The sequence below is a fragment of the Tianweitania populi genome (genome assembly GCF_014652875.1).
GTDB lineage: Bacteria > Pseudomonadota > Alphaproteobacteria > Rhizobiales > Rhizobiaceae > Tianweitania > Tianweitania populi.
The window spans coordinates 601,933-614,667 of record NZ_BMZQ01000001.1; the positions used below are offsets into that span (position 1 = coordinate 601,933).

At 60.7% G+C, this 12,735-nt stretch carries 11 protein-coding genes; 9 read left to right on the forward strand and 2 right to left on the reverse strand.

Features of this window, described 5'->3' with window-relative positions:
• The first annotated feature begins 101 nt into the window (after positions 1 to 101).
• From IE166_RS02975 to IE166_RS03015, 9 genes are all read left to right on the forward strand, one after another.
• Entirely contained in the window at positions 102 to 923 is an 822-nt protein-coding gene (locus IE166_RS02975) for an enoyl-CoA hydratase (RefSeq protein ID WP_189501526.1), read from the forward strand.
• A gap of 2 nt (positions 924 to 925) precedes the next feature.
• Entirely contained in the window at positions 926 to 1,372 is a 447-nt protein-coding gene (locus IE166_RS02980) for a CoA-binding protein (RefSeq protein ID WP_189501527.1), read from the forward strand.
• A gap of 165 nt (positions 1,373 to 1,537) precedes the next feature.
• Entirely contained in the window at positions 1,538 to 2,818 is a 1,281-nt protein-coding gene (locus tag IE166_RS02985) for an O-acetylhomoserine aminocarboxypropyltransferase (RefSeq protein WP_189501528.1), read from the forward strand.
• A gap of 40 nt (positions 2,819 to 2,858) precedes the next feature.
• A complete protein-coding gene (locus IE166_RS02990; protein WP_189501529.1) occupies positions 2,859 to 3,218 on the forward strand; it encodes a cupin domain-containing protein in 360 nt (119 codons plus the stop codon).
• 8 nt (positions 3,219 to 3,226) lie between these two features.
• On the forward strand, positions 3,227 to 3,994 hold the full coding sequence (locus IE166_RS02995; RefSeq protein WP_189501530.1) for a glycosyltransferase family 25 protein: 768 nt from the start codon (positions 3,227 to 3,229) through the stop codon (positions 3,992 to 3,994).
• A gap of 185 nt (positions 3,995 to 4,179) precedes the next feature.
• Complete coding sequence (locus tag IE166_RS03000) at positions 4,180 to 4,815, forward strand: ATP-dependent Clp protease proteolytic subunit (RefSeq protein WP_189501531.1); 636 nt, start codon at positions 4,180 to 4,182, stop codon at positions 4,813 to 4,815.
• A gap of 339 nt (positions 4,816 to 5,154) precedes the next feature.
• The gene (clpX, locus tag IE166_RS03005; protein ID WP_189501532.1) at positions 5,155 to 6,423 is read left to right on the forward strand and encodes an ATP-dependent Clp protease ATP-binding subunit ClpX; all 1,269 of its coding nucleotides are present in this window, start codon (positions 5,155 to 5,157) and stop codon (positions 6,421 to 6,423) included.
• 296 nt (positions 6,424 to 6,719) lie between these two features.
• Positions 6,720 to 9,125: an endopeptidase La gene (gene lon, locus IE166_RS03010; RefSeq protein WP_189501533.1), complete on the forward strand. Its 2,406-nt coding sequence runs from the start codon at positions 6,720 to 6,722 to the stop codon at positions 9,123 to 9,125.
• A 179-nt stretch (positions 9,126 to 9,304) separates the two neighbouring features.
• Positions 9,305 to 9,580 (forward strand): HU family DNA-binding protein, encoded by a 276-nt coding sequence (locus IE166_RS03015; RefSeq protein ID WP_189501534.1) that lies wholly within the window; start codon positions 9,305 to 9,307, stop codon positions 9,578 to 9,580.
• Between the two features lie 82 nt (positions 9,581 to 9,662).
• On the opposite strand, the gene IE166_RS03020 is transcribed toward IE166_RS03015, so the two are convergent.
• Both IE166_RS03020 and IE166_RS03025 read right to left on the reverse strand, forming a co-directional pair.
• Positions 9,663 to 10,040, reverse strand: coding sequence for a MarR family winged helix-turn-helix transcriptional regulator (locus IE166_RS03020; protein ID WP_189501535.1), 378 nt, complete (start codon positions 10,038 to 10,040; stop codon positions 9,663 to 9,665).
• A 196-nt stretch (positions 10,041 to 10,236) separates the two neighbouring features.
• Positions 10,237 to 12,591 carry a bifunctional diguanylate cyclase/phosphodiesterase gene (locus IE166_RS03025; protein WP_189501536.1) on the reverse strand — a complete coding sequence of 785 codons (2,355 nt, stop codon included), beginning with the start codon at positions 12,589 to 12,591 and terminating at the stop codon, positions 10,237 to 10,239.
• Positions 12,592 to 12,735: the final 144 nt, after the last annotated feature.

The following is a 12,735-nucleotide window of genomic DNA, read 5'->3' on the forward strand; positions in this document are numbered from 1 at the left end:
TGGCAAGATCGTCCTCCTCAATCTTTACGCCCACCAGATGAACCATGACTGGCACATCCCCTTCAAGCGGGCATATGATGCAACAAAAGCAGGAGGAAACGATGGCTGAAGTTCACGCTTTGCGTCCGCAAACCCAGTCTGGCCCGGTGCACGAGGTGCTGGAAAAAGGCGTGTTGCGCCTGACCCTCGATTCGCCGCCCGCCAACGCCTTGTCGATCGCCCTCATGGAGCGGCTGCGTGAGCTGCTGGACAAAGCGCGCGACGACAAGGCCGTGCGCGTCATCGTCATCAGTGCTGTTGGCCGCATCTTTTCCGGCGGGCACGATCTCAAGGAGATCACGCTGCATCGCACCGACCCTGATCGCGGCCGTACCTTCTTCGAGCAGACGATGCGGCTTTGCGCGGACCTGATGCAGACGATCGTCAACCATCCGAAGCCAGTGATTGCCGAAGTGGCGGGTCTGGCGACCGCGGCCGGCTGTCAGCTTGTCGCCAGCTGCGATCTGGCGATCGCTTCGACGGAGGCGACCTTCTGCACGCCGGGCGTCAATATCGGCCTGTTCTGTTCCACGCCCATGGTCGCGCTCACCCGCAATGTCTCGCGCAAGCAGGCCATGGAGATGCTGCTGACTGGTGAGACGATCGAAGCGACCGAAGCGCGCGAATTCGGCCTGATCAATCGCGTGGTGCCACCGGAATACCTGAATCAGGTTGTGAACAAATATGCCGAAGCCATTGCTTCCAAATCACCTCTGACGGTGAAGATCGGCAAGGAGGCCTTCTACAAGCAGGCAGAGATGAGCCTGTCGGACGCCTATGACCACACGGCCCGCGTCATGGTCGAGAACATGATGGCGCGCGATGCGGAAGAAGGCATCGGCGCCTTCATCGGCAAGCGTAAGCCGGAATGGACGGGGGAATAACCGTGAACCACGACCGCTATTCCGACGAGTACATCGCCGAAATCCTCGGCACCACGCGCACGATCGCCGTGGTGGGCGCGTCACCGAATGCGGCGCGGCCGGTTTATGGTATGACGCGGTTCCTGATCGGTGCCGGTTACACGGTTTTGCCGGTCAATCCGGGTCAGGTGGGCAAGGAGATCCTGGGGCAACCGGTGTTCGGCCGGCTGGCCGATATCTCGGACGACATCGACATGGTCGATGTGTGCCGGGCTTCGGAAGCTGTTCCCGCTTTGGTGGACGAGATCCTGGCTTTGGAGCGGCTGCCAAAGGTGATCTGGATGCAACTGGGCATTCGCAATGATCAGGCTGCGGCGAAGGCGGAAGCTGAGGGCATCAAGGTTGTGATGAACCGCTGTCCGGCGATCGATTATCCCAGGCTATCAGGGAAGATCAGAGCCTTCCGCTGACCGGGTTGGCTGTCGCCGAGGAGGAATGACATTCTCGGATCGGTAGGTGCGAAGGCACCGATGCCGACCTCTACCGATCCGTTCGGCAACTTTGTTCTTTGCGCTTGACAACAAGCAGGGTGCATAGTCGCTGATGAAAACGGACATCATCGAGGAGGAACCTGCATGACCGACGCCCCTGGCTTCAACACGCTTGCCGTTCACGCCGGCGCGCAGCCTGATCCATCGACCGGCGCGCGCGCGACGCCGATATACCAGACGACCTCCTATGTCTTCAACGATGCGGACCATGCGGCGTCGCTGTTCGGCCTGCAGGCCTTCGGCAACATCTACACCCGCATTATGAACCCGACGCAGGCCGTGCTCGAAGAGCGTGTGGCCGCACTTGAGGGCGGCACGGCGGCGCTGGCTACGGCATCCGGCCACGCGGCGCAGATGCTCGCCTTCCACAATATCATGCAGCCCGGCGACAACTTCGTCGCGGCGCGCCGGCTTTATGGCGGCTCGATCAACCAGTTCGGCCATGCCTTCAAGAATTTCGGCTGGGAAGTGCGCTGGGGCGATACGGACGACATTGCGAGCTTCGAGCCGCTGATCGACGAGCGCACGCGTGGCGTGTTCATCGAAAGCCTCGCCAATCCCGGCGGCACCTTCGTGGACATTGCCGGCATCGCCGAGATCGCCCACAAACACGGTTTGCCGCTGATCGTCGACAATACACTGGCCACGCCGTATCTGATCCGCCCGTTCGAACATGGCGCCGACGTGGTGATCCACTCGCTGACCAAGTTCATCGGCGGTCATGGCAATTCGATCGGCGGCATCATCGTCGATGGCGGCACGTTCGACTGGTCGAAATCCGGCAACTATCCGATGTTGTCGGAGCCGCGGCCGGAATATGCCGGCCTCAAGCTGCACGAGACCTTCGGCAACTTCGCCTTCGCGATCGCCGCGCGCGTGCTCGGTCTGCGCGACTTCGGCCCGGCCATCTCGCCCTTCAACGCCTTCCTGATCCTGACCGGTCTGGAAACGCTGCCGCTGCGCATGGAGCGGCATTGCGAGAACGCGCTGGCCGTGGCGCAGTGGTTGAAGAACAACGACAAGGTTGCATGGGTCAACTATCCCGGTCTGCCGGATGACCCCAACCACGCGCTCCAGCAGCGCTATTCGCCCAAGGGCAGCGGTGCCGTTTTCACCTTCGGCTTGAAGGGCGGCTACGAGGCCGGCGTCCGGTTCGTGGAAGGGCTGGAGCTGTTTTCCCATCTCGCCAATATCGGCGATACCAAGTCGCTGGTGATCCATCCGGCCTCCACCACGCACCGGCAATTGTCGGACGAGCAGAAGGTCGCGGCGGGCGCAGGGCCGGACGTGGTGCGGCTTTCTGTGGGCATCGAGGATGTCAAAGACATCATCGCAGATCTGTCACAGTCGTTTGACAAGCTATAAACGAGCTGCCTGAACATTGGCGGCTGGAGACACGCCGCCAATGACCTTCTTTGCCGCCATCAACACGACGGGAATCGAGCCGGAGGTCGGCCCGCCTGCACCTGACCGCATCATATCCGGCCAGCCGACCTTCCGCACCTGGAACGCCGAGGAAACGGCACAGGGCATCTATGCCGGCGTCTGGGAGGCGACGCCTGGCAAGTGGCGCATCGTCTATGACGAATGGGAGTTCTGCCACATCCTGAGCGGACTTTCCGTCATCACGGAAGATGATGGGCAAGCGCGCATGGTCAAACCAGGCGACAGTTTCGTCCTAAAGCCCGGCTTCAAGGGCACCTGGGAAGTGCTTGAAACGACTCGCAAGGAGTATGTGATTCACCTTCCGCCGCAAGCCAGCTGAGGCGGCCCATGCGGATCTTCCTGATCAACCTTGATCACTCGCCGGATCGTCTGGCGTTCATGACGGCGCAGCTCGAGGCGCTGGGCTTGCAGGCCGAGCGGCTGGCTGCGGTCGAGGGCGACAAGATCGACCTGTCGCCTTATGCCGCCAGCGGGTTGCGGCCGGGCGAGGTGGGCTGCTTCCTCAGTCACCGCGAGGCATGGTGCCGCCTTGTTGCTTCAGGAGATGAACTGGCGCTGGTGCTCGAAGACGACGTGCGGCTCAGCCAGGATCTTCCGGCCGTGCTGCAAGCCGCCGCGAAGCTTGGCGCAGGCAATCACATCCTCAAGCTGGATACGTCCGGCCGTCCGATTGCGGTGGAGGCGAACACGCTGGCAGCGCTTGAGCGTGTTCGCTTCGCGCGTCTTTGCAGCGAACACACGGGCACGGCCGGCTACATCATTTCCGCCGAAGCCGCTGCCGAATTGCTGGCACGATCAATGACGTTTACCGACCCGGTCGATCTCTTCATGTTCGGAAAGCGCGCCGTGTTGATGTCGTGCCCGCTGATCTTCCAGGCGGTCCCGGCTGTCGTTGCGCAGGAAAAGCGGTTCCGCGCGGTTCATGGAACCGCGATGGGCAGCGTCATCCGTCACCACAAGCCGAGCGACGCTTCCGTCATCACCAAGGTGTTCAGGGAGCTTCGTCGCTGGCTTCGCAGGCTTGCGAGGTTGGTCATGTCCTTACCGAACCGCGTGCGGGGCACGCATCGCTATCTGCGTGTTCCGTTTGCCTGAGGCACGCGGGGAGCCGCGAGACCCATGCCTGGACGGCCAACTTGACCTTGGCCGCGAACCTTCCAGCGACACCCTTGCGAAGCCGGGCACGCGCACCTTATTTGTGTCTGGCAATTCCACTCTTCGATTCCCGTGATTCGGCCTGCTTGGCGACGGAAATCCCAGCCTGACAAAGGGACAAACCCATGAGAGATCCGGTCGAACGCGCCATGAGCCTCGTCCCCATGGTTGTCGAACAGACGAACCGTGGCGAACGCGCCTATGACATCTTCTCGCGTCTCCTGAAGGAACGCATCATCTTCATAACCGGTCCGGTGGAAGACGGCATGGCGACGCTGGTTTGCGCGCAGTTGCTTTTCCTTGAGGCCGAAAACCCGAAGAAGGAGATCGCGCTTTACATCAACTCGCCGGGCGGCGTGGTGACCTCGGGCATGGCGATCTATGACACGATGCAGTTCATCAAGCCGGCCGTATCGACGCTGTGCGTCGGTCAGGCAGCTTCGATGGGTTCGCTGCTGTTGTGCGCCGGCCATCCGGACATGCGCTTCGCAACGCCGAATGCCCGCATCATGGTGCACCAGCCTTCCGGCGGCTTCTCCGGCCAGGCCTCAGACATTGAGCGCCACGCGCAGGACATTATCAAGCTGAAGCGTCGCTTGAACGAGGTTTACGTCAAGCACACCGGCAAGGATTACGAGACGATCGAGCGCACGCTCGACCGCGATCACTTCCTGACCGCCGACGAAGCCAAGGACTTCGGCTTGATCGACAAGGTCATTTCGAGCCGCGAAGCGATCGAAGACGCGGTCGCAAAGGCCTGACGCGCTTCCTTGCAGGTCCCGCCGCAGCCCGCGACTTTCCGCAGGGCTGCGGTATTTCTGTCACAATTTCTTGTTCCCTCAGCGAGTGCATAGGCCTACGTTAAGCCTATGTTGAGCTTATGGCGTGGAGATTCCATTCTTGGGAATCGGTACGCGGGAAATCAGGTGGGCGAGAAGAGTTAGAACCTTTGCTGTCGATCTGCCGGAATCGAAGCGAAGCCGAGTGCGCGGGAACAGCGACCATTAATGGTTGTTCAACAGTGAGCCCGCTGCACAGGACTTCTTCTCACCAGGAATGAGCAGCCGCTTTCGGGCGGGTTGAGCGAAAGGACGAGTTTGATGAGCAAAGTGGGCACCGGCGGCGGCGACTCCAAGAACACGCTGTACTGCTCCTTCTGCGGCAAGAGCCAGCACGAGGTGCGCAAGCTGATTGCAGGCCCGACCGTGTTCATCTGTGATGAATGCGTCGAACTCTGCATGGACATCATCCGCGAGGAGAACAAGACCTCGATGGTGAAGTCCCGCGAGGGCGTTCCGACCCCGCAGGAGATCCTGAAGGTTCTCGACGATTACGTGATCGGCCAGCCTTACGCCAAGCGCGTGCTGTCGGTCGCCGTTCACAACCATTACAAGCGTCTGGCGCATGCGACGAAGAACAACGACGTCGAACTGGCCAAGTCGAACATCCTGCTGATCGGCCCGACCGGTTGCGGCAAGACGCTGCTCGCGCAGACTCTCGCCCGCATCATCGACGTGCCCTTCACCATGGCCGATGCGACGACGCTGACCGAGGCCGGCTATGTCGGTGAAGACGTCGAGAACATCATCTTGAAGCTGCTTCAGGCCGCGGACTACAATGTCGAGCGTGCCCAGCGCGGCATCGTCTACATCGACGAAATCGACAAGATCAGCCGCAAGTCTGACAACCCGTCGATCACGCGCGACGTGTCGGGCGAGGGCGTGCAGCAGGCCCTGCTGAAGATCATGGAAGGCACCGTCGCTTCCGTTCCGCCGCAGGGCGGTCGCAAGCATCCGCAGCAGGAATTCCTGCAGGTAGATACGGCCAACATCCTGTTCATCTGCGGCGGCGCCTTTGCCGGCCTCGATCGCATCATCTCGGATCGCGGCCGCAAGACCTCGATCGGCTTCGGTGCAACCGTCGCTTCGCCGGAAGATCGCCGATCGGGCGACCTGTTCCGTCAGGTGGAGCCGGAAGATCTGCTGAAGTTTGGCTTGATTCCGGAGTTCGTCGGCCGCTTGCCGGTGCTGGCGACGCTGGAAGACCTGGATGAGCCCGCGCTGATCCAGATCCTGACCGAGCCGAAGAACGCGCTGGTGAAGCAGTATCAGCGCCTGTTCGAGATGGAGAATGTCGAGCTGACCTTCCACGAAGGTGCGCTGTCGGCGATCGCCAAGCGCGCCATCGAGCGCAAGACGGGCGCGCGCGGCCTACGCTCGATCATGGAAGCGATCCTGCTCGACACGATGTTCGAGCTGCCGGCGCTGGAAGGCGTGCAGGAAGTCGCGATCTCGGACGAGGTGGTGCAGGGCAATGCGCGCCCGCTCTACATCTATGCCGAGAAGGAAAAGGGCAGCGTCAGCGCCTGAGGCTCCCGTTGGAACCAGAATCAGCCCGCCGACGCCGCACTTTTCGCGGTACCGGCGGGCTTTTTTGTTTCGGATCCGGGCGGGTCGAACCATCTTCCGCAACGGTGCGAAGGCGCCGGGACCGGAGGCTTGAAACACCTGGTGGATATAGCCACCTAACACCCTGTCAGGCTGTTTCCCGCAAGATCCGTGCTGATAGGTGGCTGATGAAATCAGCCATAGGCGGACCGCGGCATGGCCGTTAATATGAGACTCGCTTTCGGCCATCAGGCGTTGGCGAGGTGAAAGGCAAGACAATGACCAAGACTCCCCGCTCTTCCGGATCAGGAACGTTCGCTGTCCTGCCGCTGCGCGACATCGTGGTTTTCCCCCACATGATCGTGCCGCTCTTCGTGGGCCGTGAAAAGTCGATCAAGGCTTTGGAAGAGGTCATGGGCGCCGACAGGCAAATCCTGCTTGCCACCCAGATGAATGCTGCCGACGATGATCCGGCATCCGATGCGATCTTCGATGTCGGCACGCTTGCCAATGTTCTCCAGCTGCTGAAGCTGCCCGACGGCACCGTGAAGGTGCTGGTGGAAGGCACGACGCGCGCAAAGATCACCGAATTCACCGACCGCGGCGACTTCCATGAGGCGCAGGCGGTGACGCTTGACGAGCCGGAGGAAGAAGAGGTCGAGATCGAGGCGCTGGCCCGCTCGGTGGTTTCCGACTTCGAAAACTACGTCAAGCTGAACAAGAAGATCTCGCCGGAAGTGGTTGGTGCCGCCAGCCAGATCGACGATTATTCCAAGCTCGCCGACACCATCGCCTCGCATCTCGCGATCAAGATCCCCGAGAAGCAGGAAATGCTGGCGACCCTTTCCGTGCGCGAGCGTCTGGAAAAGGCGATGGGCTTCATGGAAGCCGAGATTTCGGTTCTGCAGGTGGAGAAGCGCATCCGCAGCCGCGTCAAGCGGCAGATGGAGAAGACGCAGCGCGAATACTACCTCAACGAGCAAATGAAGGCGATCCAGAAGGAGCTCGGCGAAGGCGAGGACGGCCGCGACGAGGCGGCCGAACTGGAAGCGCGCATCAAGAAGACGCGCCTGTCCAAGGAAGCCCGCGAAAAGGCCGACGCCGAGCTGAAGAAGCTCAAGACGATGTCTCCGATGTCGGCTGAAGCTACTGTCGTGCGCAACTATCTCGACTGGATGCTATCGATCCCGTGGAACAAGAATTCCAAGGTGCGGCAGGACCTGTCCTTCTCGGAAGAGGTGCTCGACAACGATCACTTCGGCCTGGACAAGGTCAAGGAGCGCATCGTTGAATATCTCGCGGTCCAGAGCCGTCAGAAGAAGCTGAAGGGTCCGATCCTCTGCCTCGTTGGCCCTCCCGGCGTCGGCAAGACCTCGCTCGCTCGTTCGATCGCCAAGGCAACCGGCCGTGAATATGTCCGCGTGGCACTCGGCGGCGTGCGTGACGAAGCGGAGATCCGCGGTCACCGCCGTACGTACATTGGCTCGATGCCCGGCAAGGTCATCCAGTCGATGAAGAAGGCAAAGCGTTCGAACCCGCTCTTCCTGCTCGACGAGATCGACAAGATGGGCCAGGATTTTCGCGGCGACCCGTCGTCGGCTCTGCTGGAAGTGCTCGATCCCGAACAGAACTCGACCTTCATGGATCACTATCTCGAGGTCGAATACGACCTGTCGAGCGTGATGTTCGTGACGACAGCCAACACGATGAACATTCCGGGTCCTTTGCTGGACCGCATGGAAGTCATCCGTATTGCCGGCTACACGGAAGACGAGAAGGTCGAGATTGCCAAGCGGCACCTTCTGCCCAAGGCCATCCGCGACCATGCGCTACAGCCGACGGAGTTCTCGGTCAATGACGACGCGCTGCGTTTGATCATTCAGACCTACACGCGCGAAGCCGGTGTTCGCAGCCTTGAGCGTGAGCTGATGAAGCTGGCGCGCAAGGCCGTGACCGAGATCATCCGCACCAAGAAGCCATCGGTCGATGTGACCGCCGAGAATCTTGGCGATTATCTCGGCGTTCAACGCTTCCGCTTCGGCCAGGCCGAGATGGACGATCAGGTCGGCGTGGTCACGGGTCTCGCCTGGACGGAAGTCGGTGGTGAGCTGTTGACGGTGGAAGCGGTCATGATGCCCGGCAAGGGCAAGATGACGGTGACCGGTAACCTCAAGGACGTGATGAAGGAATCGATTTCGGCAGCGGCGTCTTACGTTCGCTCGCGTGCGATCGACTTCGGCATCGAGCCGCCGATCTTCGACAAGCGCGACATCCACGTGCACGTGCCGGAAGGTGCGACGCCGAAGGATGGTCCATCGGCCGGTGTGGGCATGACGACGGCGATCGTGTCGGTCATGACCGGCATCCCGATCCGCGCCGATGTCGCCATGACCGGCGAGATCACACTTCGGGGCAGGGTCCTGCCGATCGGCGGCCTCAAGGAGAAGCTGCTCGCAGCCCTTCGTGGCGGCATCAAGAAGGTGATCATTCCGGAAGAAAACGCCAAGGATCTGGCGGATATCCCGGATAACGTGAAGAGCGGCATGGAGATTGTCCCGGTCAGCCGCATCGGCGAGGTGCTCCAGCACGCCCTGGTTCGCATGCCGACGGCGATCGAGTGGGTCGAGCCGGTGGAAACACCGAAGCCGATTGGCGAAGAAGCGGGCAAGTCGCTCGCCCACTAAGCAGGAAAAAAACGAGAGCCGGGCTTCCAGGCCCGGCTTTTTTCGTGTGAAAAGCCTTGGAAAAGCGGGAAAAGCTTTACCCCGGCGCAAATTCCGGCTTGGGTAAAGTGCTTGGGATCCCTACAGTCCCGCCGGATTGAACTAGTTTTCGAGACAACACCTGAGAGAGGGAGAGATCGATGAACAAGAATGAACTCGTAGCCGCAGTGTCCGAGTCCGCCAGCCTGGGCAAGAACGAAGCTGCAGCTGCTGTCGACGCTGTCTTCGCTGCGATCACCGCAGAGCTGAAGAATGGCGGCGACGTCCGTCTCGTCGGCTTCGGCAACTTCAGCGTTTCCAAGCGCGAAGCCACCACCGGCCGCAATCCGCAGACCGGCGCCGAAGTGAAGATCCCTGCTCGCAACGTGCCGAAGTTCTCGGCCGGCAAGGGCCTCAAGGATTCCGTGAACGGCTAATCTGGTTTCGAACCAGTGGTTCACAAGGGGCGGGTCATTCCCGCCCTTTTTTATTGCAGCGTGGCAATAAATGGACGAGCAGTCAGTCGGCTTGGCTGATGTTGTCGGACATACGTTGCAGTACGCGGCAAACGACGCTCAGTTCGTCGTCACCGATCCCCGCCAGCACCAACTCGTTGAAATCGTCCGTCAGCCGCATCAGCTTCGCCGTTTGCTCACGAGCGCGATCGGTCAGGAATATGCCCTTGGAGCGTCGGTCGCTTGAAAGCGCCACGCGGCGGATAAAGCCGTTCTTCTCCATGGCATCGATCAAGGTCACCATTGAAGGCTGCTCAACTTCCATAAGCTTGGCCAGCTCCTTCTGGGTCGTTCCTTCGCGCCCGGAAAGGTAGAAGAGCAGACGTGATCGGGAAAGGGTGAGGTCTTGTGCCTTCAGCCGCGCATCGTAGAGCGTGCGCATTTTGCGCGTCACCACTCCGAGTTGCGGCATGAAAGAAGACCGCACGGAAGCTTCACTCATGGCCAAACGCCTTCAACGATATAAATAGGTTGCTATCTAATGCATAGCTAACGTTTAAGTTGCGGAACTCGCGACTGGCTCGATGTGCCAGGCGCTAGGGATCAAGGTCGCCGCTTCAGCCTCGGTCAAAGCTTCATCAAGCGTACTTCTTCTGCGATATGGACGAGGTGTCGAGGCGTTCCGGCTTGCCGATCAAGTAGCCTTGCACGTCATCGCATCCCAGGCGCCGCACCAGCTCAAGCTGCTCCTGCGTTTCCACGCCTTCAGCAAGTGTGGGCACGCGCATGTCCTGACCAAGCTGGGTGATGGCCCTGAGAACAGCCATTGCGTGGCTGTCGGTCACCGCGCTGGCAACGAAGCTGCGGTCGATCTTGATGCGGTCGATCGGGAAATCGCGCAGATGGGCAAAGGACGAGTAGCCCGTTCCGAAATCATCCATCGCAACCTTGATCCCCAAGGCGCGAATTTCACCCAGGATGTGGGCGAGCGCCTGACCATCGGCCACCAAAGCAGTTTCCGTCAGCTCGATTTCCAGGCGATGAGGCGGCAACCCGCTTCGGTCGAGTGCGCTGACAATGTGGGCGCGCAGCGACGGCGACTTGAACTGCACGGGCGAAATATTGACGGCCACGTGCTGATCGTCGGCCCAACATGCGGCCTCGCGGCAGGCTTCTTCCAGCACCCACTGACCGATCGCAACGATCTGGCCGGTTTCCTCTGCAAACGGAATGAACTCCGCTGGCGACACGCGTCCGCGCGTTGGATGCTCCCACCGGATCAGCGCTTCGTAGCCGACGATGCGATCGTCATGCAGCGAAAGGATCGGCTGATAGGCGAGATGGAATTGCCGCTGCTCGATCGCGGCCTTGATATCCTGCTCGAGCTGATGACGCGCCGCGATCTGCTCCAGCATGCCCGATTGGTAACAGGAAGCTTGTCCGCGTCCGGCATGCTTGGCCTCGTAGAGCGCAAGATCGGCGCGCTGCATCAGCTCGGTCACGTCCTGCGCATCATCCGTGCAGCACATGCCGATGCTGCAGCCGATCGACAGGGTGAAATCCTGAATGAGGAAGGGTCGGCTCATGGCTTCGACGATGTTGTTGGCCACGCTCATGGACAGATCGAGGTCGCCATAAACGAGAACCGCCAGTTCATCGCCACCGTAGCGCGCAACGAAATCGTCGCCGCCGGTCACATCGCGGATCCGCTCGGCAACCGCCACCAGAAGCTCGTCGCCCACCGAATGGCCGAACGTGTCGTTGACGGCCTTGAACCGATCCAGATCGACCAGCAGCAGCTTGTAGCGGCGCTTGGGCGCAAAGCCCTCTTCCATGCGTTCCTGCAACGCACGCCGGTTAGCAAGCGCGGTCAGCGGATCATGATAAGCCATGTGTTCGATGCGCAGCTGCGCCTGACGCTCAGCCGTCTTGTCGTCGAAGGTGATGACGACACCGCCCTGCACCGGCCCGCTGACGACTTCCAGCAGGCGCCCATCCGCGAAACTGTGTTCAAACGTCTCGGACTGCGCAAGCTTCATCACGCTCTGCACGCGCCGGGTGATCCGCTGACGCTCTTGCCCGTCCCAGGAACTGCTTTTCGCAAGCACACTAATTAGTTCGGAAACCGTCATGCCGCGATGAACGACGCCTTTGCTGATGTCGAACATCTTAAGGAAGCGATCGTTGAACAAGCGCAGGCGATGATCCTCGCCAATGAAAAGCAAGCCATTCGACATGTTGTCGAGCGCGGTCGCCAGAATGGTCGTGTGGGCGCGTTCCTGGATGCGCAGACGCTTGGAAGCGATCAGTGAAATCATCGCGCCGGCAAAAAGGGTGAGAGAGGCGCCGCCCGTCAGAGCGCCTAGAATCGGGTTCAGATGCTCAAGGGTCTGGAAGCCCGGCACCTGCGTCAGGGAAACGCCGGAAATGGCAATGAAATGAGTGGCACAAACGCCGGTGGTGAACAGAAGCGTTTTGACGACGCGGGTGTGAAAACGCCCGGTAATCGCCATCGCGGTGCCGTAACAGACTGCACCCGCGAGGCAGGCGAGAACAGCCGCGGGCAGGGATTGCGTTTGCAGACATCCGACAATGGCCGCCATGCCCGTAAAGTGCATGGCACCGATGCCAAGCCCAGCGATCGCACCCAGCGTGATGCGGATCGGCCGTTTCGGGAAAAAAACCGTCGCAGCCAGCGGCACGCCGACGGTTAGAACGCTGATGCCGATTGAAAGCAGCGTCCAATCCAAGTCGTAATTCATCGCGAGGTCGACACGATAGCCGAGCATGGCAAGGAAGTGGGTCGTCCAGACAGTAACACCTGCAACCACGGCGGTGGCGGACAGCCACCAGTAGCGGTCGGTTCCCCGTGTGCGCGCCGAGCGGCGCAACAAGCCTACGAGCAGCCAGGAACCGACAAGGCAGATCAGAATCGCTGCGGCGACCAGCCCCAGGGATTGCTCGGTTGCGAGCCGCAAAAAGGATGCAGACATGAAAAAAGGCCCAGGCACCCTCATCTGGATCAGGACCGACCTTATCGGTCGAACCTGTTCCTCGGCTGCCTGCCGCATCCCTCGCGAGGGCGCGCGCCAGGATCGCATCTAGCTAAGTCATACAGAGATGAAGAAAAGAGGCTA